Annotated in this window: 15 protein-coding genes; 3 read left to right on the top strand and 12 right to left on the bottom strand. The window is 62.4% G+C overall.

Annotated features, from left to right (window positions below; translation table 11 throughout):
* Positions 1 to 42: 42 nt before the first annotated feature.
* The 3 genes from DOM32_RS01990 to DOM32_RS01980 all read left to right on the top strand — a co-directional run bounded on the left by DOM32_RS01990 (position 43) and on the right by DOM32_RS01980 (position 5856).
* Positions 43 to 2163 (top strand): carboxy terminal-processing peptidase, encoded by a 2121-nt coding sequence (locus DOM32_RS01990; RefSeq protein ID WP_110630713.1) that lies wholly within the window; start codon positions 43 to 45, stop codon positions 2161 to 2163.
* 233 nt (positions 2164 to 2396) lie between these two features.
* Complete coding sequence (ligB, locus tag DOM32_RS01985) at positions 2397 to 4292, top strand: NAD-dependent DNA ligase LigB (protein ID WP_110630711.1); 1896 nt, start codon at positions 2397 to 2399, stop codon at positions 4290 to 4292.
* Positions 4293 to 4611: 319 nt separating this feature from the next.
* Complete coding sequence (locus DOM32_RS01980; RefSeq protein WP_157957006.1) at positions 4612 to 5856, top strand: capsular polysaccharide export protein, LipB/KpsS family; 1245 nt, start codon at positions 4612 to 4614, stop codon at positions 5854 to 5856.
* Between the two features lie 136 nt (positions 5857 to 5992).
* On the opposite strand, the gene DOM32_RS01975 is transcribed toward DOM32_RS01980, so the two are convergent.
* The 12 genes from DOM32_RS01975 to rfbB form a co-directional block, all read right to left on the bottom strand.
* Positions 5993 to 6943 carry a glycosyltransferase family 2 protein gene (locus DOM32_RS01975; protein WP_071231557.1) on the bottom strand — a complete coding sequence of 317 codons (951 nt, stop codon included), beginning with the start codon at positions 6941 to 6943 and terminating at the stop codon, positions 5993 to 5995.
* Positions 6944 to 7061: 118 nt separating this feature from the next.
* On the bottom strand, positions 7062 to 8090 hold the full coding sequence (locus DOM32_RS01970; protein WP_071231558.1) for a glycosyltransferase family protein: 1029 nt from the start codon (positions 8088 to 8090) through the stop codon (positions 7062 to 7064).
* 45 nt (positions 8091 to 8135) lie between these two features.
* Positions 8136 to 10451, bottom strand: coding sequence for a glycosyltransferase family 2 protein (locus tag DOM32_RS01965; protein WP_110630707.1), 2316 nt, complete (start codon positions 10449 to 10451; stop codon positions 8136 to 8138).
* A gap of 10 nt (positions 10452 to 10461) precedes the next feature.
* Positions 10462 to 12309 carry a glycosyltransferase family 2 protein gene (locus DOM32_RS01960; RefSeq protein ID WP_110630706.1) on the bottom strand — a complete coding sequence of 616 codons (1848 nt, stop codon included), beginning with the start codon at positions 12307 to 12309 and terminating at the stop codon, positions 10462 to 10464.
* A gap of 35 nt (positions 12310 to 12344) precedes the next feature.
* Entirely contained in the window at positions 12345 to 13337 is a 993-nt protein-coding gene (locus tag DOM32_RS01955; protein ID WP_157957005.1) for a glycosyltransferase family 2 protein, read from the bottom strand.
* A gap of 205 nt (positions 13338 to 13542) precedes the next feature.
* Complete coding sequence (locus DOM32_RS01950; RefSeq protein WP_208625280.1) at positions 13543 to 15831, bottom strand: rhamnan synthesis F family protein; 2289 nt, start codon at positions 15829 to 15831, stop codon at positions 13543 to 13545.
* Between the two features lie 38 nt (positions 15832 to 15869).
* Positions 15870 to 16916, bottom strand: coding sequence for an HAD family hydrolase (locus DOM32_RS01945; protein ID WP_110630702.1), 1047 nt, complete (start codon positions 16914 to 16916; stop codon positions 15870 to 15872).
* A 637-nt stretch (positions 16917 to 17553) separates the two neighbouring features.
* On the bottom strand, positions 17554 to 18903 hold the full coding sequence (locus tag DOM32_RS01940; RefSeq protein ID WP_110630700.1) for a UDP-glucose dehydrogenase family protein: 1350 nt from the start codon (positions 18901 to 18903) through the stop codon (positions 17554 to 17556).
* Between the two features lie 300 nt (positions 18904 to 19203).
* Positions 19204 to 19749 carry a dTDP-4-dehydrorhamnose 3,5-epimerase gene (gene rfbC, locus DOM32_RS01935; RefSeq protein WP_110630699.1) on the bottom strand — a complete coding sequence of 182 codons (546 nt, stop codon included), beginning with the start codon at positions 19747 to 19749 and terminating at the stop codon, positions 19204 to 19206.
* Positions 19750 to 19834: 85 nt separating this feature from the next.
* Entirely contained in the window at positions 19835 to 20764 is a 930-nt protein-coding gene (gene rfbA, locus DOM32_RS01930; RefSeq protein ID WP_110630697.1) for a glucose-1-phosphate thymidylyltransferase RfbA, read from the bottom strand.
* Positions 20765 to 20883: 119 nt separating this feature from the next.
* Entirely contained in the window at positions 20884 to 21771 is an 888-nt protein-coding gene (gene rfbD, locus DOM32_RS01925; protein WP_110630694.1) for a dTDP-4-dehydrorhamnose reductase, read from the bottom strand.
* Positions 21768 to 22841, bottom strand: coding sequence for a dTDP-glucose 4,6-dehydratase (gene rfbB / locus DOM32_RS01920; RefSeq protein WP_208625294.1), 1074 nt, complete (start codon positions 22839 to 22841; stop codon positions 21768 to 21770). The genes rfbD and rfbB overlap by 4 nt, the downstream gene beginning before the upstream one ends.
* Positions 22842 to 22963 lie beyond the last annotated feature (122 nt).

The raw sequence follows: 22963 nt of genomic DNA, 5'->3' as shown, positions 1-22963 counted from the left end.
TAGGGAATAGAGAGTGTACAGGAAACCGGGAGTGCTTCATTGATGACCCTGACTGTCGCCGCTCGGTACGCGGCCATGTGTTTGCTATTGCTGGCATGGAGCGTCACGGCGCTAGCCGGTCCCACCCCAACGGACGATCAGCGTCAGGCGGCAAGCGAGGTCGCCGAGTCACTGCAATATGGCCACTACGCCGACGTCGATCTCGACGACGATTGGTCGAAGCGAGCCTTTCAACGTCTGCTGGACGTGCTGGACGATCAGCGCGCTTATCTGCTGCAACGAGACGTCGACAATTTCAGCGACCTGGAAACGTCACTCGATGATGCCGTCAAGTCCGGTGCTCTGGACCGCGTCTATGCATTTTATTCACACTATCAGGATCGTGTGGAAGCCCGGCTCCAGTGGCTGGTAGACAAGGTCGATCAAGGCATCGACTACGACTACACCAGCAACGAGCGTCTGGCGCTCGACCGGGAAGACTCTCCCTGGGCGGGCAGCGAGGGGGCGCTTGACGAACTCTGGAACAAGCGGCTGGAGAATGCCGCCCTGACGCTCTCCTTGAGCGACCAGTCGCCGAAGGAGATCCAGAAGACGCTCCACGATCGCTACGCCAATCAGCTCAATCGCGTCCGCCAGACCAATGCCGAAGACGTGCTCGTGCTGTTGATGGCAGCGGTCACCGGCACGGTCGACCCGCATACCGAATACTTTTCCCCCCAGCAGAGCGAATCCTTCGACATCCAGATGCGTCTTTCGCTGGAAGGGATCGGCGCGCTGCTGCAGAGCGACGGCGAGTACGTCAAGGTATCGAGCCTGGTGCCCGGCGGGCCTGCCGACAAGAGCGGCGCGCTGCAGCCGGCGGACCGTATCGTTGCCGTGGGCCAGGACGAAGACGGCGACATGGTCAACGTGGTTGGCATGCGTCTCGATGAAGTCGTCGACCTGATCCGCGGCCCGAAAGGCTCGACGGTGCGGCTCGACATCATCCCGGCCAAGGCCGTCGACGTGACCCGCACGCATACCATCCGGATCACGCGGGATACCGTCAAGCTCGAGGATCAGGCCGCCCACAGCCGGGTGGAAGAGATCCAGCGTGACGGTACGACGCACAAGATCGGCATCATCACCGTGCCGGCGTTCTATGTCGACTTCGATGCCTGGCAGGCGGGCGAGTCCGACTACCGCAGCACCACCCGGGACGTGGCCAAGGAGATCGACAAGCTCAAGGCGCAGAACGTCGAAGGCATCGTGCTCGATCTGCGCAATGACGGTGGCGGCGCGCTCCAGGAAGCCAACTCCATGATCGGCCTGTTCATCGACCGGGGCCCCACCGTTCAGGTCCGCGATGCCGGCGGACGCATCAATCTCTACGGCGATACCGATGCCGGGGTGGCCTACGAAGGTCCGCTGGCGGTGCTGGTCAACCGGCTTTCCGCTTCCGCCTCGGAAATCTTCGCCGGCGCGATCCAGGACTACGGTCGCGGCCTGGTGGTCGGCAGCCGCACGTTCGGCAAGGGCACCGTCCAGACGCTGACCGACCTGAGCCACGGTCAGATCAAGCTGACCCGCGCCAAGTTCTACCGCATTTCCGGCGAAAGCACGCAGCACCGCGGTGTCGAGCCGGACATACTGTTCCCGAGCCTGATCGACCCCGACGAGATCGGCGAAAGCGCCCTCGACAACGCCCTCCCCTGGGATCGCGTCCGCCCGGTGCAGTACCGTCTTTACGGCGAGCCGTGGCGTTATCTGGAAGCGCTGCAGGATCGCCACGAGCAGCGCATCGCCAACGACCCGGACTTCGTCTACCTGGAGAAGCAGGCTCAGTTGAGCAAGCGGCTGCGCGATCAGCAGACCAGCATCAGCCTCAACAAGGAGCAGCGTCAGCGTGAAATGGACGCCCAGGAGACCGAGCAACTGGCGCTCGAGAACCAGCGGCGCAGGGCGCTGGGCATGGAACCGCTCGATCACTGGACCGATGCCCGCGAACAGGACGAGACGTCAGGCAACGACCAGGCCGGCGATGACGATCAGGCCGGCAATGACGATCAGAGCAGTGACAACGGCGAGGAAGAGGCCGACGACGCCAACCCGACCGATCGCGCCGAACTGCAGGAGACGTCCCAGATCCTGCTGGATTACGTGCAATTGAAGTCCAACGGGTGATCGGCGGCGTTCCGGCCACGGCCCACCGTTACCGGGTCGTGAACCCGTAGCTGCCGGCGCTCGATCTCCAGCTTGACCGAAGCCTCGCGAAGATATTCGCGGGGCTTTTTTGATCGTCCTGGTTCGCTCGTTCGGGGCAGATCATCGTATCGCTGGCTCGAATTTCGCGCACGGATATTCAGAAAATCGCCAGCCGGTCGTTGTACGTTTAAAAGACCCGAGAGAGCGATGCCATGATTGCGATACTGATCCGGGCCGTGGCCCTCGTCTGGCTGGGGCTGGCCGGGCTTGCCCAGGCCGACACGACTCATGACGACACGATTCAGGCCGACACGATTCAGGCCGACGCGAGTCATGTCGGCAATGACCAGACGGCTCGTCACGCCACCACAGCAAACCCATGTCCACCGGGCGCGACTCAGGCGCAGCAGCAAGACGCCCTGGATGCGCTGACCCGCCAGCTCGAGACATGGGACGAGGCGTACTATCAACGTGGCAAGCGGCTCGTGGATGACGGCGTCTACGACGAAGCCAAACGCCGCTGGCAACGCTGGCGAGCCTGTCTCAACCCCCTCGATCTCAAACCCCTCGGTCTCGATTCGGCCGCCGAGCCATCCCGCCAGCCTACGCCTGCTTCCCCGCGGGATGAGCTCGAGCACCCCTTCGCCCAGACCGGACTCGACAAGCTGCCCGATCGCCAGGCCGTCGGCGAATGGCTCGCCAGACAGTCGGACCAGACGCTATGGATCCAGCCCAAGGTGGATGGCGTCGCCGTGACGCTCGTGTACCGGAACGGCCAGCTCGAGACCGCCATCAGTCGCGGCAACGGAGAAAAGGGCCAGGACTGGACGCGTCAGGCCAGGCAGATCGAGAGCCTTCCCCAGCATCTGCCGACCGACGAACCGGTCACCTTGCAGGGGGAGCTCTACCTGCGTCTCCCCGATCATGTGCAGGCCCGGGATGGCGGCGTCTCCGCGCGCTCCGAGGTGGCCGGGCTACTGAACCGACAAGCGCTGTCCGCGGAGGCGGCTCGCGACATCGGCTTCTTTGCCTGGGCCTGGCCGGATGGCCCTGCCAGCGGCGAACGTCGGCTCCAGCGACTGACCGATCTCGGCTTTGGCAACACGGCCAGATACACCCGAACGGTCTCGCAGCTATCGGAAATCGTGCAGTGGCGCGAACGCTGGTATCACGCCCCGCTGCCGTTCGCCTCCGATGGTGTCGTCATCAAGCGCAGCAGCCGACCTCCCGGGTCGCGCTGGCAGGCAGAGCCGCCGAGCTGGGCCATCGCCTGGAAATACCCGGCGGCGCAGACGCTGGCCGTGGTCGAAGCGATCGATGTTTCGGTCGGCCGCACCGGGCGCCTGACACCCGTCGCCCGGCTCGATCCCGTCCTGCTCGACGACCGGGAAGTCAGTTCGGTGAGCCTGGGGTCGCTGACGCATTGGCAGGAACTGGACGTTCGCCCCGGCGATCAGGTATCGCTCTCCCTCGCTGGCGCGACCATTCCCCAGATCGAACGCGTGGTCATCCCCGCAACGCCGCGCCAGGCGCTGACGCTTCCCGATGCCGAAAGCTACGATGCGCTCTCCTGCCTGACATTGACGCCCGGCTGTCGCGAACAGTTTCTGGCCCGCCTGGCGTGGCTCGGCAGCGAGGATGGCCTGGACATGAGCGGCATCGGCCCTGCCAGCTGGGCTGCGCTGGTCGATGCCGGCCTGGTCGATGGCCTGCTGGATTGGCGGCAGTTGAATATCGCACAGCTGCAAACGCTGCCTGGCGTCGGGGAAGCCCGCGCCCGGCAGTGGCTCGGTGCCTTCCATGCCGCCGAAAGGAGGGATCGGACGCGATGGCTCATCGCCCTCGGCCTGCCGTCGATACCGGATGAAGCGCGTCGAGCCGCCTTGGCAGCGCCACTCGCCGCCTTGCGAGATCGTTCGGAACAGGGCTGGCAGACGTACGCCGGCATCGGCGCCACTCGCAGTGCGCAACTGGTGGCGTTCTTCCACGATCCGACCATCGGCGCCCTGCTGGCCTCCCTGCCGCCGTCTTCATCAGTCTCGCCGTCAACCCCGTCGTCAGCGCCATCGTCAACCTCGCCGTCAACTTCTCCTGCCAGACGGCCTTGACTCGCCAGACGACCTTGACGGGCTGAGAAGCCTCATCTTTCCAATACGATGTAAACCACCGCCCGATTCACGAAAACGCGGCATGGCAGGCAAGCCAGGCCGCGCTACAGTCGAGACGTGCCTGCATCTTCCGGAGCCGGGCGGCGCCACCGGCACGCCGTCGGCAGTACGCCTCCGACCGGCGGGTCGACGCCACCAATGTCCGTGATTCCTCTCCCGGATGCATCCTGAAGGCATATTCCCAACCACGATGTCGACGACGGCCGATTCCCGCATCATCGCAGAGTCGCCAAAGCGTCCGACACAGACAGGGATCGACATGATGTTTCCGGCGAGGCGAGCCTTCCTGTTCCTTCAAGGGCCCCGCTCCCCGTTTTTCCATCAGCTCGGGCAGCGGCTCAGTGACGATGGCCACAAGGTCGTCAAGGTCAACTTCAGCACCGGCGACCAGGCCGGGTGGCATGGCAAGTCGACGGAGACCTTTCGAGATCCCTGGCCCATGCTGGGGGAATTCGTCACCGATCTATGGCGACGCCACGACATTACCGACCAGATCGCCTTCGACGACTGCCGCCCCGCCCACAAGGCGGTGATGCCCGCGGCACGCCGGCGCGGCATACGCAATCATGTCCTGGAATCGGGCTACTTCCAGCCCTACTGGGTCACGCTGGAACGTGAAGGCGCCCATGGCCATTCGCTGCTGCCGAAGGACCCGGAGTGGTATCACAGCGTCGGCCCGGCCATCCCCCGGACCTTGCCGCCCCGCCCCTTCCCGCAGCCGTTTGCCATGCGCGCCGTCCATGATGCCGGCTATCGTCTGGCACAGCTCGCCAACCCGTTGATGTTCTGGCACACCCGCGGCCAAGCCGAACTGCCCCGGGACGTGAGCTACCGCGGAGGCACGAGACGGCTTCTCGGCCGGCGTCAGGCCGCCAGCCGTTGCCGGGCGCTGCTCGATGACGGTCGACCGTTCTATCTCTTCCCGCTGCAGCCCGACGATGACCGTCGGACTCGCTTCCATTCGTCCTACGCCGACGGGTGGCAAGCCGTGGAGCAAGTCGTCGATTCCTTTGCCCGCTTTTCCCCGGAGCGTACACGTCTGGCGATCGTCGGCCCGGCCGACGACATGCCCGGCCACCGGCGCCGCCTGCGCAAGCTGGCCGTGGAAACCGATATCGGCGATCGCCTGGTCTTCCTGCCCGGCGGCAACCTGAGCACGCTGATCGATCACGCCTCAGGCCTGGTGACGATCAACGGCAGCGAGGGGCTCACGGCGCTCGAAAGCGAATGCCCCACGCTCGCGCTCGGCAATGCCATCTACCGGATGCCCGGGCTCACCTCGCCCAGCTCGCTCGACGACTTCTGGCGTCATCCGATCGGTCCGGACAAGCGGCTGTTCCGAAGTTTTGCCAGGGTTGTCATTCACGCGACCCAGATCAACGGGGGCTTCTTCAGCCGCGAAGGTATCGATCTGGCGGTGATCAACGCGGTATCCCACCTGACCGAGAACGTCTCGCCCATCGAGCGCCTGCTCTGGGATTCCCGCCTCCCGGTCGCCTCCTAGCGCCTGTTGCCGTTTCGGCGCGAGCGGCATTGCTGCACCCGATGGCCTCAGGCCAGGCTCGATCGCAAGGGCCTGAAACGGCAAGCGGCCAGGTGAATGCCACCTGGCCGCTGCGCTTTCCCGTCGAGAGTCCGATCTACTGATTGGCCGGCAACAACGCCCGTCCGATATCGATGCGGGGCTTCACCATCAACTTGGTGAACGCCATCAATACCATCTCCTCGATGGCCGGCCCCATGTCCTGCTTGAGCGCCTCGTAACTCGGATAGCTCGGTTCCGGGGCGATGCACATCTCGAAGAAATGCTGCCGGTTGATGTGCGGGTTATCGATGAAGAACTGGCTCAGACGGTTGTGCTTCTCCTGCTTCGCGGCGCTGGAAACGTAGTTGCCGATCCGGGCGAAGAACTGCTCCACGCTGCGCAGCGGCAAGTGGTAGATGCAGGCCTCCCACTCTCGGGCGAAATCCATGATCTCGGGCTCGGGCTCCAGCACCGCGCCATCCTGTTTCGCCATCAGCCAGTGATAGCCCATGTGGAGCCGGTGAGACTGGCGATAGACGAACAGCGCCTTGGTATCGGAAGCCTGTTCGCCCAGCGACCAGTACTCGGCTTCCAGCAGCTTGCCCTCGAGATCTTCCTGATAGGCAATGGATTCCTGACAGATCACGTTGATCCATGGCAGCCGGAAGTAGAAGCGCTTGAGGTTCTCCTCGCCCGGAAAACGCTGCGCGAACGCCGCGTAGAAATCCTTGACCGTCAGGCCCTTCTTGAAGGTCAGGAACTCGTCTGCATCGAAGCCGTAGACGACGTTGTAGCAATCCTTCTTCAGATAGAGTTCCAGCGCGCCGTTGATGTAGTCCGCCTTGCGCCTGGAGAAGCCCTGCTCGTCCTCGATCTCGACGAAGGCGACCTCCTTTTCCGGGTAGCGTTCTCGCAGCTCGGCAACACACTCCCGGAGAAAATCATGCTCGATATGGCTAAGCACGATGAGCCGGTCGAATCCCAGTCGCAGGTGGTGCAGGCAGGAAGCGAAGACGACGTCTTCTTCTCCCCGAACCATCGTGATGGCGGTAAATTCAAGTTTCATCGTGAAGTTTCCTGTCAATGTCAAAGGTTCTCGTCGCCCGGAGGCAACGCAGATCGGGAACGCTTGCCGTCATCATCCGAACGGATCGGGCCGGTAATTTCTGCCTTGCAACGCAGCGTCAGCGTCTCACCCACCAGAAGGCTCTGGCCTTCTCCGGATTGCCGATATCGAGCGCCTTGCGGGCTGCATTCTGTGCCATGCGTCGCGCCCCGACCGGATCGTCGATCAACTGCTGCATCGCCGAACGCCAGGCCTCGGGGGTATCCTCGACCAGCAAGCCGTCTTCGCCTTGCGAGACGATTTCGCGATAGGGCGAGCGGGCGCTGTAAAGCCCCACGCTGCCCATCGCGGCGTTATCCAGAAACTTGATGTAGGTCTTGCCGGCGTTGAACGGGGTATCGCGCATCGGCGTCAGACTGATATGCATGCGCTGCCGGTCGCGATAGCGCTGGAAGGCCCGCCAGCCGAGCGGCTTGGGAGTGCGTACCCGCTGCAGCCCCCGCAGCGAGACCGGCGAAAAGCCTCCCAGCATGATCTCGAACATCAACGCCTTGTTGCGTTCATGAATATCGACCAGGGCCGGCGTGATGTTCTCGAGATCGGCCAGGTGGGCACGCGAGCCATGGAACCCGACGCGCGGCGCCGACTGGATGAAATGATCGTGGGTGGGCATCGGCGCGATCAGCGATGGCGCCAGCAGCGAGACCGAATCGTGGCGCCGGCTGAAGTGCTTCGCCAACGGCTCGCAGCAGGCGATCACTTCGTCGGCGATCGCCAGCAGGCGCGGCTGCACGTGGGACGACACGTGCGCCATGCGCCGCCGGTAGGTTTCCGGCAGCTTTTCGTCCAGCGCGGCGGCATCGATATCGTCGTCGATCAGATAGCGAATGGTGGCCACGCGGTGCCGGTTGTCTTCCAGCCACGAGATCCAGGCGCCGTTGAGCGATCGGCAGACGAGGATATGGGCATTGCGCAGCTCGCCCACCAGCCACGGCATGCACATGACCGGCAGCCGCCAGTAGCTGGTGTCGATACGCTTGACCTCGATGCCACGTGATTGCAGCCACGGTGCCACCGATTTCAGGAAGTAGATATCTTCGGTCGGGCAGGTTCCATCACTCAAAACCACCCAGCGCGGATAGTTCATGATCAGTCCCCTCGTAGGCTGGATTGTCATTCCTTTCGCGACGGTTCAACGCAGCGAAAAGTCCTCGTAAGTCAGTGTCAGGCTGGGGTGGTAGGCCGGATCGTCGAACAACCGATGACGCCACCGGCGGCGCATGTAATCCGCCTCCCGGGTCGCTCGCAGGCGCTTGGCACTGGTATCGTCGGCGCCCCGGGAAACGGACTCGTGGTGGTAGAGCTCGGCAAACGGCGTCCATAGATTGCGGTATCCCGCTTCCTGCACCTTGAGGCAGAAATCGACGTCGTTGAACGCGACCGCCAGGTTCTCTTCGTCCAGCCCGCCGACGGCATCGAACAGCGACTTGCGCACCACCAGGCACGCCGCGGTCACGGCGGAAAAGTTCTGGACGAGATGCAGCCGGCTGAAATAACCGGGTTCGTGGCGCGAGAAATACTTGTGCGCATGACCCGCGACACCGCCCACACCCAGCAGCACCCCGCCGTGCTGGACCATGCCGTCGGGGTAGTAGAGCTTGGCACCGACGCAGCCGATCTCCTCGCGACAGGCCTGGCTTACCATCTCCTCCAGCCAATCCTCGTTGATCGGTTCGATGTCGTTGTTGATCAGCCCCAGGATGTCGCCGCGCGCGTGACGAGCGCCGAAATTGTTGATTGCCGAGTAGTTGAACGGGTATGGCCACGACAGCACGCGAACTCGTGCATCCCTGGCGATCTCGTCCAGGAAGGCCAGGGTCTCGCGGCAGGTGGAGCCGTTGTCGAGAATCAGCACTTCCAGCCGCGAATAGCGTGTGCGTTCGAGCAGTGCCTCGACACAAGGCCGCAGGATCGACACCTGGTCGCGCGTCGGAATGAGCAGACTCACCAGCGGCGCCGGGTCGGGAAGCGGCCAGCGAATCCGATAAGTATTGGGATACTTGCCCGGCTCGGCGCGCGCCCCCGCGGTATGCCGGTCCAGATGATCCTGCACCGCACGCAGACCGGCGCCGGCGGTATAGCGCTTCTCCACGGCCGCGGCTGCCGTCGACCCCTGGCCGGCGTGCCAGTGATAAAGCACCCTGGGGATCCTGACGATTCGATCCACCGCGAGCCCGGTGCAGAATCGCAGGGTCAGGTCGTGATCCTGGCTGCCCTCGAAGCCCTGGCGGAAACCGCCGATGGCCCGCACTCTCGACGTCCGATAAACGCCGAGATGGGAGATATAGTTCTGGCCCAGCAACAGATCCGGGTTCCAGGCCGGCTTGAAGTGGGGATCGTAACGCTCGCCGAACCCGTCGACCTTGTCCTCGTCGCTGTAGAGCAGCTCCGCCTGCGGCTGCTCCTGCAGCGCCTCGACGATGTGATAGAGCGCCTCCGGCACCAGCCGGTCATCGTGATCCAGCAGGGCCACGTACTCGCCCCGGGCACGCGCCAGCGCACTGTTGCTCGCCGCACAGATATGACCATTGGTCGGGCGAAACACCACCTCGATGCGCGAATCCCGCTCGGCGTAACGGGACAGCGTCTCCCGAACCCGCGAATCGGTGGAGGCATCGTCGGCGATACACAGCTGCCAGTGCGGGTAGCGCTGCGCCAGGACCGATTCGATACAACGCTCGAGGTCTTCGGGCGCCGGGTCATACGTCGGCAGCAGGATCGAGATCAGCGGCCGATAGGAAAATGCCGCCAGCTGGTGCGCTATCCGATCGGGGGACAGCACGGGCTGCTGTACCAGCCACTGTCGATAGCTCTTGCGCGGACACAGTCGAACGAACGTCTCCTCGTACTGCCGGAGGGCAAGCGCTCGCCAATGGACGTTCTGCTCTCTGGCATGCTGCTTCAGTTGCGGCAGAATGTCGGTCTTGGGAGTCTCGAGCCACTGGCCGTGCAGATTGGCCAGGCGTTGGGCCAGGCGGTCGTAGGCAAACCACGGGCTCAGCCAGACCAGCCTCAGATGCTCGACGGCGAAGCACCCTTCGGTTTCCAGCGGATCGAACCGAATCGCCCGGACACCCGCACCGATGTAACAGAGCCGCTTGGCGGTCCGCCCCGGCTTGAGCGTCAGGTAGAAACTCTCCGCCTCGTTGAAGCCCCGCCCCGTATCGACGTACAACCGCGCCGCCCCGCTCGGCTGGTCATGCCGAATCGTGACTTCGAGCATGTTCCAGCCGGGCACCGGCAAATGGCGCTTCCAGGCGAACTGGGGGTCGTTGCCCGTCGAACGCCAGACATACTGGCGAGCCTCGTCCGCTTCTTCCTGCGTCAGCCGCTCGAGATGGTAGAGCGGCTTCAGGCGCGGGTGACAGACGATCCGCGTGGTGCGATTCAGGCCGCGCCAGAACATCCAGTGCTTGGCGTCCGGTACCGGCGACAGAGAAGTCTGCATGGCGTGTCCCTCAAGTTTCCAGCACGGGCTGAAGGGAAGCGGTTCGATGCACGCGGTGCCGCCCCAGGGACTGCTGGGTCAGGGTCACGCGGCAGTCGACGATGTCGCCGGGCACGGCTTCCAGCGGCAGATGGAAACCCACGTAGGAGCCCCGCGGCGCGCCCCAGCGCAGCATGCCGGGACGCAGCGCATTGGCCAGCGTGCGGCCGACCTTGCGATCGTTGACCCAGACCTCGATCTCGACCGGGCTGTCATCGGTGGCCCACCACGCCCACCCCACCACCTTGTCGGCCACGCACTGCTGAATCGCCCCATGCACGAACGGCCGACCCTGCTGGAAAAGCCCCAGCCTCAGCTCGAAGAGACGCCGGCTCTCCCGATAGAGCTGGAAGTCCTCCGCGTTCAGCTCCCGCAAGGCCAGCTCGTCGGCCGGATCGATGTCGTAGACGTGATCGACGGAGGCGTGACCCAGGTTTTCGGCCATGCCCGGTATCTGCCAGCCGTAGAGATCGTTCAGGATCGCCAGCGATTCCGCGTACCGTTCCGTCAACCCGACGAATCCCAGCGCCTCGAGCCGCGTCGACTCCAGAAAGCGACTCTGGCGGTTGATCATGTCGTGGCGCCGGTAGAACGCCGAGAATGAATCCTGGTAGCCGTGGTGGCGCACGAAGTGGTGGTATTCGGACGCCAGCCGCTGCAAGGGGTCGCGCACGAACGAAAAGCAGTAGCGCAGCCCTGCCAGATGGGCATATTTATCCAGCCGAACGTGCCCACCCAGCAGCTGTACATTCTGTTCGGAGAGAATCTGCCAGACCCGCCAGAGGTCGCGCCGCTCGTAGGCCCAGCGCACCACCATGGGAGCGGTTTCGCGCTGGTTTTCGCCGTAGTCGTGCCAGACCTGGCCCTCGCCGAGATGCGACCTGGCCCCCAGCCGGAAACTGGTTCCCGCGGTCTTGGGAATGTGGACGAAGAAGCAAGGCTGGCGCCGCGGTGTGGCCATTTCCGGCAGCAGTTCACAGCTGGCCTGACGCACCCGACTCAACAGCTCGGACGAGAAGCTGACGCTCACCTCGTTCATGTCGTGGTTGCGGAAATAATCCAGATCGCGGGAATGCGCCGGCCCCATGTTGGCGCGCCCGCGCGTCATCTTGGTATCCACGAACTCTTCGTAGGATTTGATGTTGTAGTGGTAGATCTTCAGCGGGGTATCGACCACGCGCTCGGTACGGCCGGATTTCACCTTGCCTTCCAGGAAATCCGCCTGCTGACCGTTGGCGGTGAGATAGCGGTAGCCGGGCTTGAGCTCCGCCGTATGCGCGGTCATCGACAGCACCAGCGACGGCTTGACGATCGACTTCACGTGACAATTGACGACGCGCTCGTTGTCGCTCGCCAGGCTGAAGCGCTCCAGGACACCGCCGGGTTGGCGAAAGCGCATGCCCGACGAACCGAAGATCCGCCAGTTGATCGCCACGGCACCCACGTCATGGGAAGCCAGGGTCGGCGCCAGCCATTCCAGCGGACGATCACAGTTCGGGTGCACCAGGAATTCGTCGACATCCAGGAACGCCATATAGGTGGCTTCCTGCCCGTGATGCGCCAGCACATGCTGGTACCACAGCGTCTGCGCCCGCTCCTCGGGCTCCCACTGCCGCGCGGTGACCACCCCCTGGCGTTGCCACTTCGCCAGCAGCAGATCGGTACCATCGGTACTGCCATGGTCGGCAATGTAGAAATGCTCGAAGCCGATCAGGCGGTGATAGGCGATCCACTCGGCCAGATAGGGCCGTTCGTTCTTGACGATGGCGACGATGGCAAAGCGATAACGGGCTTGATTGGCAGTAGTACGTGAAATCATCGGCGTAAGTTTCCCAGGCAACACGAACTCGGCGGCTATTTCGCCGAGCTCAGGACCGGGCCGACGTCCACTCGATGGCGGTAAATGAATCGAGTGATGGCCCGAATCTTTCTATCGGTAATGGCTTCACCGAAGACATCTGCAGCTTCGGCGAGACTTGCGAATCTTGGCTGGCTGGCGGTACACGCCGAAAACAGCGCATCGGCAATATCGAAAGGCAATTCGGCATGGGCGGGAGACTGGCCCGAGCCGGTCTGGATCATCACGCGCCGCATGGGCCCTTCCAGGCGCGCCCGGAACTGATCCGGGCTGCGCAACGGCACGTGATAGACGCACGCCCCGCTGGCCTCGACGAACTTCAGCGTCTCGGGATCCGGCAGTACCGGAACGTCCTTCTCGCCGGCGAAAGCCTGGTGATAGGCCATGTGAACCCGCGTACCGGAACGCTTGCGGAACAGCACCTTGTGGCGGCTGTTCTGGCGGGTATCGACGCAGAGATAGTCCCCGTCGAGAAACTGCCCGCTCAGATCCCGCTCCGCGTAGTGGCGGCGTTGGGGGATCAGGTTCAGCCACGGCAGCGCAAAGCACTCCCCGACCGCGCCCTCTCGCGCACCGGCGGGCAGGCCGGCCAGGAAGGCGGCGAAGAAGTCGCCGATCGAGGCATGACTTCCCAACGACAGGAACTCGTCGGCATCGAAGCAGTAGACGTAGTTCTCCTTCTTGGGGTCGATGAACAGAGACAGCGCCCGATTGACGTAGAAAGCCTTGCGCCGCCCGAAGTGCCCCTGGCTTTCGAGCTCGACCAGGTTGACTTCCACTGCAGGGAAATCGCGACGCAACTTGTCGATGCACTGACGCAGGAAGTCATGTTCCAGATAACTGATCACGATCAGGCGCTGGAACCCCAGGCGCGCATGGTGAAGCAGCGACGACCACACGATATCGCTCTCGCCGCGCACCATGGTGAGGGCGGTGAAACAGATGTTCGGCGTGGAACGAGAATCCGCGCGCTTTGAATCGACCGTCACGCTCTCCCCCTCAACCGCTAAATATGTCGCAGGATCGGCACTGGAGATCGATAGCGGATCTCCATCTGCTCTTTCGTCAATCGACCGACGGTGAACGAATCCGCTGGCAATGCATCGGCTCGTCGTCATCGGCGACAGGGCCCGCCACCCGGCCAACGCTCACCACCGAGCGGCCAGCGTCGGCGCCGAGTGGCCAGCGCCGATGTCATTCGCCGATGAACGGATTTCTTCCGACTTCGTTGATCAGTCGGCCCCACTTGAGGATCTGCATCTCGTCCAGCGCGTCCGCGCCATGCAGCACCGGCGGAAATCCCAAGGCCGCCCACTTGTCCATCGGATGGAGAATGTGGAAGGTCGTCAGCCCCAGGTCGCCGGGCATCTGGGCATCCGCGACCACGTTGTCGCCAATGTGCAGATGACGATCGATGCCTTCGTTGGCCAGGTCCTGTTTCACCTTGACCCACATCGAGCCGTTATCCTTGCGCGCCTGTTCTTCGCTGGAGACCATCAGCCGATAGGCAGCGGCAACGCCGGCCTTGCGCAGCATCAGCCCCACCTGCTCGCGGTTGTAATAGCTGTCGGAAATGACCCAGAGGATGTGCCCCTGCGCGGCAAGATGGTTGAACAGCTCGACCATCTCGTCCTTGGGCTGGATCATCTCGAGATCGAGTTCGTACTCCAGCGCCATCCACTCCTGCGCGGTGTCCGGGCTGACGTCCAACTGATCGGCCAGCTCGTCGTAGATCGCCTCGATACGTACGTCGCCCTGGAAGTTGGCACGTCGGCGCAGGGTCGATTCGGCATCGTTGCGCAACTTGACGAAGGCCTGCGCGGAGGGAACGATCCCCTGTTCCGCCAGCATCTTGCCCAGCTTCAGCTTGGCGTAATCCGGCACGGTGTATTCGCGGCGCACCAGGGTGTCGAACACATCGAAACTGATGCAGGCATGCGCCTGGATGCTGGCGATGTGCTGCTCCAGCCGGCCGTGATAGCTGGCGGTGATATAGCCGTTGTCCGTGGTGAACTGCCCGGTGGGCGGATAGAAGAACAGCTGCCGGAAGCCGTGATGCTCGGCCAGCGGCCCCAGCACGCGCTCGAGGGCATGAAGCATCGAGTTGTCGTTGGGCAATGGCTCTTCCGGGAAGTCTTCATAGGTCCAGGTCTGGTCCAGCACGCCGTTCATCGCCTCGGGGCGCGACCAGAACATGCCGCCGGCGGGATAGCTCAGGAACTCGGGAATGTGGCCCAGTCCCAGCTTCTCCTGCCACTCGCGCATGAAACCCTTGTTCATGGTCTGATGGTTGACCCAGGAAGGCATCATCCAGAACGTCGTCGGGTAGTAGAGCCCGAGGGATTCATCGGCGGCGAAGGCGTTCAGCAGCCGCGTGATGACGGAAGTATCGCGGAGCAGATACTCGATCAGGTACTCTGCCCACTGCGTCTGTTCCTTGCCCGAATAGAGCGACTTCTTCGAATGCAGGTGGCAGAACAGATCGTACTCCTGCAGGGCCTGGCCATACTCCACCAGCACCGGGCCGAAGTTGCGGCCGCGGTTGGGCACGACACGAGTCTCGAGCTTGCCGACCCGCGCATGCTCGCCGAACAGCTGACGGGCACGCGTTTCGAAGCTGGCATCCGCCAGCGTGAGATAGACGTCGACGGTCACCGGGAACCGCTCGATGGCCTGGGCAAAGCGATCCAGAAAATCGACATAGAAGACATGCAGGCAGAGCGCGACCTTGAGCTCGCTCGCTGCCGGTGTCAGCCGCTTGCCGGGCGTGACGATCTCCCGAGGGAACCAGCGCACCGTAGCGGGCACATGCTGCCGGCCTTCGCTACGTCCATGCAGCAGATAATGCTGAAGCGGGCTCTGCTGGGCATGAAAGACATCGATGTACATCCGATGATAGGTTTCGCTGTCGAAGCGCGGCGAGGGGTTGACCGGCGCGAAGCGGGACTTGCGGATGTAGTCGTCGAATGCCTCACGCTGTGTCGAGAAGCGCAGCCCGTACGTCGCCTGATACCACTTGGGATCGAACAGCCCCGTATTCAGCGCATCCATGAACGCCTGGCTCATCATGGCGGCGTGGGCTCCGCCTTCACGCGCGGCATCCCCCAGCGGAAGCTCGAGGACTTCGGACTCGACGGCTTCGGGAGCGACGGCTTCCGAATCATCGATAAGCGAGCTTGTCACTTCCTCACCGATGGCCGTCGCGGGGTCGACAGACGGTGTCGTTACCTTGTCGTCTGCGTCGGCGTCGGTCGAGGAAAGATCGTCGTTGACCGCCTCGCCCTCTGCGACGACGAACGTTTCGGTCACGGTGACCAGATTCCTGTCATCGGGGATGGGCGTCTTGCGCGGCTGATCCTCGATACCGCTCTCCGGCACGACGATATTGTCGTCCATTCCCACGACCTCTTCCGCCGCCAGACGCTTCTTGCGCGCCTGACTGGCGAACTGGGTCTGAAATAGCCACGGTAGTAGCGATATCATCTTTCCCGTTGGTTTCATGTGGGCCCCCACCTCTTGATTTATATTGCGAACATTTGCATCGGATTGACGATGCCGTTGCCGGTGATGTCGTCATCGACACTGAAAAGGTGCCAGACATCGTGCGGGATACAGTTGGGTCGGGTCGCAAAGACCTCGTAAAGCCCCTGCACGTCCTCTGGCGAATAATTCACGCCGTGTCGTCGACACATCACGACGTGATCGATCGCCCCATCGAAGACCGTCTTCAAATCCTGGAAATGACGCTGCGTTCCCGCCTGGCGTCCGTAGAAGTATTCGAACTCCTGGTTGCTCTTCTGCCGAATGTCGACCATCTGCCCGTGCGGCGCGGTCAGCAGGCATTCGAAAAGCAGCGAACGATCGAGCATGGTGCAGCCATTGCGCCAGCCGACGCCCTCGTGGAAGACGCCCTTCAACAGTGCATGGTGCTTGCTGACTTCGGTGTCACCCGGCTTGGTAGCGATGAAATAGAGCCCCGTGGTATCCCGCTCGATGATATGAGTGAGAATCTTCTGGATCGTGCCGGAGTAGCCCAGATCCAGCATCAGGGGGCGCTTTTCCGGGTCCATCAATCCGGACCGTTCCAGATAGGCGACCAGCGATTTTCGGGTCGGTGAAACGACCTTTTTCAACGCCTCGAGATGGGGCATCAACCACTGCAGAACCAGATCCTTGTCCTTGGGAAGCTCGCAATTGAAGCGCAGCAGCTCGAACGGCAACGCCGCGAATATCTCGTGCAGCTGAAGACCGAACCGCTTGCGCATGAGATCCAGAATGCTGCCCGAGAAATCGTTGCTCAGCGCCATCGGCGTGATCGTCTCCGAACCCAGCATGGCGCGGAAGAGCAGCGTTCTGGAGACCCGCAGGTAGATGGGATCGTGCGGCAGGTCGATCGAGGACTCCCGCTGGAGACGAATCAACAGACGGTGAAAGCACCAGCCTTCCCTCGCCAGGCACACCGGCAAATGACCTTCGGCCTCGGCTTCAATGGACTCGGCGTAAACGTGCAATGCGGGCCCAAGAAAGGTCGCCCCGAATTCATATAATGCCCGGCTCTTGGCTTGCATGATGATGCCTCGTCTGTCGTTTGGTTTGTCGCAATGAGCGACTTATTTCTATGAGCGACTTATTGCTATTCTTTTCCATCACGGCGATGGAATACCACCAGGCGCATCTTCGGAATGCGTCATAACACCAGAGTGTCATTATCGGTAACGGTGACACAGGCAGAAGCAACGTTGCTTCATCGTAATAACGTTATCTTTATTTTCATGACCAGGAGTATCGATTGCCGCCCTATAACAACCCGCCATGACAATTCGTTGACTATTCCCCAGTAGCCACTGCCGGTTGGCAACAGGCTTCTCGAACCACCAGCAGTATCGACAGTCAACGAAATAGAACTTTAAAATCAAATCAATGGTGACATTCAGTCAGCTTTAAGCGCCGGTAACCGAGCAACCATTGCTAAGACTTTAGTCAGGTTAATCGCGACTCGCCCTTTATTGAAGATGAATTTACTCATCGATATTCACCATCCATAAATCGATGAATAAATCATTCCAGAGCTCTATTAAAAACTTCATTAACGGCAGGATTAGACTTACTCAACAGAAACGTTTCGCGAAACTTTCTTATCGTTTTGTAGCCCGGCAACGCCCACTCGAGTGGCGGGCCGGGCTTTCGACAGGTGGAAAAAACGTGTCAGGCGGCAACGCGAGGATCGATCGTCTTGCCCCGCCCCACCGCGTAGTAGTCGACTCCGGCCGCGGACATGGTTTCCGGGTCGAACAGGTTGCGACCATCGATGACCACCCGAGCACTCAGTTGGCCGCGAATCCACTCGGCATCGAGGGTGCGAAACTCCTTCCATTCGGTGCAGATCACCAGCGCATCGGCCTTCTTGACCGCCTGGATACGGTCCGCGACCAATATCAGGTCATCTCGCTCGCCGTAGATGCGGCGGCACTCCTTCATGGCCTCGGGATCGTAGGCCTGCACCGTGGCTCCTTTGTCCCATAGCGCTTCCATCAGCGTCCGACTTGGCGCATCCCGCATGTCGTCGGTTTCCGGCTTGAAGGACAGCCCCCAGACCGCGATCGTCTTGCCTTCCAGCTCGCCATCCAGGGCATGGGAGAGCTTCTCGAACAGGGTGGATTTCTGGCGCTTGTTGACCGCTTCCACGGCTTTCAGCAGCTCGGCTTCGTACCCCACCTTGCTGGCGGTACGGGCCAGTGCCTGCACGTCCTTCGGAAAACAGGAACCGCCATAGCCACAGCCGGGATAGATGAAGTGATAGCCGATACGCGGGTCGGAGCCGATGCCGCGACGCACGTCCTCGATATCCGCACCGAGGCGTTCGGCCAGATTGGCGATCTCGTTCATGAAGCTGATCTTGGTCGCCAGCATCGCGTTGGCCGCATACTTGGTCAGTTCGGCCGCGCGCACGCTCATGAACATCAACTTCTCGCGATTGCGGTTGTAGGGCGCGTAGCACTCCCGCATCAGATCGGCGACGCGATCCGATTCGGTCCCGACGACGATACGAGCGCCTCGCGTGAAATCCTCCAGCGCCGAACCTTCCTTGAGGAATTCCGGGTTGGAGCAGACATCGAACGGCAGATCGGCGACGCGTTCCGCCAGCACGCCCTCGATACGCTCCCGCACCTTGTCGGCGGTACCGACCGGCACGGTCGACTTGTCGATGACGACCTTGTAGCCGTTCATGTACTGACCGATGGTGGACGCCACCGACAGCACGTATTGCAGGTCGGCGCTGCCATCCTCGTCGGGCGGCGTGCCCACGGCAATGAACTGCAGCACGCCGTGTTCCACCGCCATCCTGGCATCGGTGGTGAATTTCAGGCGCTGGCCTTCGATGTTGCGCAGCACCATCGACTCGAGACCGGGTTCATAGATGGGAATGTCTCCCTGAACCAGGCGCTCGATCTTGCTTTGGTCGATATCGACACAGACCACGTCATGGCCAACGTCAGCCAGACAGGTACCCGTGACCAGACCGACATAACCGGTACCGAAAACGGTGATCTTCATCCGAGAAATCCCCATGATGCGCGATGCCGCCCACTGGGCAGCTCAGAAATTCGAATAGGCGAGACCGGCCGGCCCCGCACGGAATGACACTTTCGCCTCGTCGCCTCGTCGCCCCGATACCCACGATCCAGGATTCTGGATCCGTGAATCAGGCCAATGACCGGAACGCGGACCGGCGAGCGCTGGCGGTTCAGGAACGGTGGCCTGGAAGATCTTCGAGTGAGCGTCGAGTGAATGTCGGGTGAGCCTCGAATCCGCTTCGAGACGGCTCCCGCAGCGTGTCCCGAAATCGACTCGGGACTAGGCGAAGGTCGCGGCGTCGGCCAGTCGTCTTCCCTGCTCGTCCTTGTCGGAGGTCACAGGCTCGTCGCTCACCAGCGGCCAGTCGATGGCCAGTTGCGGGTCGTTCCAGTGCAGGCTGTATTCGTCGCCCGGCGCATAGTAGTCCGTGCACTTGTACTGGAACTCGGCGATCTCGCTGGTGACGTAGAAGCCGTGGGCGAAGCCTGGCGGCACCCACAGCATCTGGCGATTGTCTTCGCTCAACAACGCGCCGACCCACTGCCCGAAGGTGGGCGAACTGCGGCGAAGATCGACTGCGACGTCATAGACCTCGCCCCGGGTGACCCGGACCAGCTTTCCCTGCGGCTGATGCAGCTGATAGTGCAGCCCGCGCAGAATGCCCTGGCCGGACCTGCTGTGGTTGTCCTGCACGAACCGGTAGTCGCCGCAGTGTTCGATGAACTCGCTGTGTCGAAAGGTCTCGAGGAAGAAGCCTCGTTCGTCGCCGAACACATGGGGTGTCATCAGCACGACGTCAGGAATGGCCAGCTTTTCGTAATTCATGTCGTCCGTATCTCCGGCTGGGTTGATGGCTAGGTTGATGGCTGGGTTGGTGGCTGAGGTGATTGGTTGAACTGACGAACCGAAATCAGCGACTGCCGCCGAAGCCGGCCATGACGACTTCGCCCGTCGTCCCGCCGCGCTGCGCGTCTTCGAGGCGCTTGAGCAGATACTGGCCGTAGCCGGTCTTCTTGAGGGCGGTTCCGCGTTCGGCCAGCGTCGCGTCGTCGATCCAGCCATGATTCCAGGCGATCTCTTCCAGACAGGCGACCTTGAGCCCCTGGCGGTGCTCGATCGTCTGCACGTACTGCCCGGCTTCCAGCAGGCTGTCGTGCGTACCGGTATCGAGCCACGCGAAGCCGCGCCCCAACCGTTCGACGCGCAAATCGCCCCGCTCGAGGTAGGCATTGTTGATACTGGTGATTTCCAGCTCGCCGCGCTCGGAGGGTTTGACCTGATGGGCGATCTCGACCACGTCGTTGTCGTAGAAGTAGAGGCCGGTAACCGCGTAAGGCGACTTCGGCTTGATCGGCTTCTCCTCGATCGACAGCGCCTTGCCCGAGGCATCGAACTCCACCACGCCGAAGCGTTCCGGGTCCTTGACCAGATAGCCGAAGACCGTCGCACCCTTCTGCACGTCCGAAGCCCGCATCAGCTGCTCCGAGAAGTGCTGGCCGTGGAATACGTTGTCGCCCAGTACCAGACACACGGAGTCGTTGCCGATGAACGATTCGCCGATCAGGAACGCCTGGGCCAGACCATCCGGTGAAGGCTGTTCGGCGTATTCGAACCGCACCCCGAACTGCGCGCCGTCGCCCAGCAGATATTGATACTGCGGCAGGTCGGAAGGCGTCGAGATGATCAATATCTCGCGGATCCCTGCCAGCATCAGCACCGAGATCGGGTAGTAGATCATCGGCTTGTCGTACACCGGCAGCAGCTGCTTGGAGATGCCCTGGGTAATCGGATGCAGGCGAGTACCGGAACCGCCGGCCAGAATGATGCCTTTACGTGCCATGGTGAAGCTCCTTTCGATACGAAGATCGATTCAGACATTCAAGGTAACGGTATAAAAGTCGCCCCTCTTGCAAGGGTCTCCTTTCACGGGAAGTTGCGAGCGCGTCACGGAAGAACGCGCTATGCGGCTTCGAGCAGCTCCGCCAGCGTCAACTGCAATTGGGATTCCCAATTCGGCAGCGTGATGCCCAAGGCTTGCTCGACTTTCTCCAGCGACAGCCGCGAGTTGAGCGGCCGACGCGCGGGTGTGGGATAATTCGCGGTCGCAATCGACACCACCTGATCCGGCTTTACCTGCAAGGTTTCCCCGAGTGCCTCGGCATGTCGGAAGATCGCCTGGGCGAAGCCATGCCAGTTGGTCTCGCCACGCGGGGCGAGATGGTAGAGGCCCGGTTCGAGACGGCCCTCCCCGCGCTGCTTCACGGCCAGTAAGGTCACTTCCGCAATCAGCCGGGCCGGCGTCGGTGCGCCGATCTGGTCGCCGACGATGCGCAACGCCTCGCGCTCCCGAGCCAGGCGCAGCATGGTCTTCATGAAGTTGTGGCCGCGCGCGCTGTAGACCCAGCTGGTGCGGAAGATCAGCGCATCGGCGCCGCTGGCCAGCACCGCCTCGTCACCGGCCAGCTTGCTCTTTCCGTAGACGGACAGCGGGCCGGTCTCGCTGGTCTCCTGCCACGCCGTGTCGCCACCGCCGGGATAGACGTAGTCCGAGGAGTAGTGAACGAGCTTCGCCGAGTGGGACGCACAGTAGTCGGCAAGCTGGGCCGGCAGCGCCGCGTTGAGGCGAAAGGCTTCGTCACGTGACTTTTCGGCGGCATCCACCGCCGTCCAGGCCGCCGCATTGACGACGAGGCTCGGGCCAAGCTCGTCGAGCAGACGCACGACGGCCGCGGCATCCTGCAGATCGAGCGACCGGCGCCCCGGCGCAATGCAGTTTCCGAGCGGGGCCAGCGCGCGCTGCAGCTCGAAGCCGACCTGGCCGCTTCCTCCCAGAATCAGAATGTTCATGCGATGGCTCCCAGCCGCTCCCCTTGATAACTGCCGTTCTGCACCCGGCGCCACCAGACGTCGTTTTCGAGGAACCACTGCACTGTCTTGCGCATGCCGCTCTCGAAGGTCTCCTGCGGCGCCCAGCCCAGTTCACGCTGGATCTTGGAGGCGTCGATCGCATAGCGCTGGTCATGGCCCGGCCGATCGGTCACGAAAGTGATCAGGTCACGATAGTGAGCAACTCCCGCCGGCTTCCGCGGCGCCAGTTCCTCGAGCAGCTCGCAGATGGTCTCGACGACCTGAATGTTCTGCTTCTCGTTGTGGCCGCCGATGTTGTAGGTCTCGCCGATGCTGCCCTCGCTGGCGACTTTCACCAGCGCCCGCGCGTGATCCTCGACATAAAGCCAGTCGCGAACCTGCTTGCCATCGCCGTAGACGGGCAGCGACTTTCCGGCCAGCGCGCTGAGGATCATCAGCGGGATCAGCTTTTCCGGAAAATGGAACGGCCCGTAGTTGTTGGAACAGTTGGTCACCAGCGTCGGCAGGCCGAAGGTCCGGTGCCAGGCGCGAACCAGGTGATCGGAGCTCGCCTTGCTGGCCGAATAGGGTGAACTCGGCGCGTACGGCGTCGTCTCGGTGAACAGATCGTCGACGCCGTGCAGGTCGCCATAGACCTCGTCGGTGGAAATGTGGTGGAAGCGGAACGCCGCGGCCTTGCGGGGGTCGCTGTCCTGCAACCCTTTCCAGTAGGCGCGTGTCGCCTCCAGCAGGACGTAGGTCCCCATGATGTTGGTCTCGATGAACGCCGCCGGCCCATCGATGGAGCGATCCACGTGGCTCTCCGCCGCCAGGTGCATGACGACGTCCGGCCGGTACTCCCTCAGGATCCGGTTCATGGCCGAGGCATCGCAGATGTCGGCCAGCCGAAATTCGTAGCGCTCGTCGCTGTCGACGCGTGCCAGCGATTCCGGGTTGCCGGCGTAGGTCAGTTTGTCGACATTGATGACGCGATGCGGTGTGTGCTCGATCAATTCGCGCACGACTGCCGAGCCGATGAACCCGGCGCCACCTGTCACTAGAAATGTCATGCTCATGGTGATTCCCCCGTCGAGCCTATAGTTGGGTAGATCTTTAATTGGGCAGATCTGTCGTTGGGTAGATCTGTCGCTGGGTCGTTCGTCTTGTTGGTAACCGTCTTGTTGGTAACCGT

It is taken from the genome of Salinicola salarius, from assembly GCF_003206135.1.
GTDB lineage: Bacteria > Pseudomonadota > Gammaproteobacteria > Pseudomonadales > Halomonadaceae > Salinicola > Salinicola salarius.
This window is presented reverse-complemented; position numbering and strand designations above follow the sequence as displayed.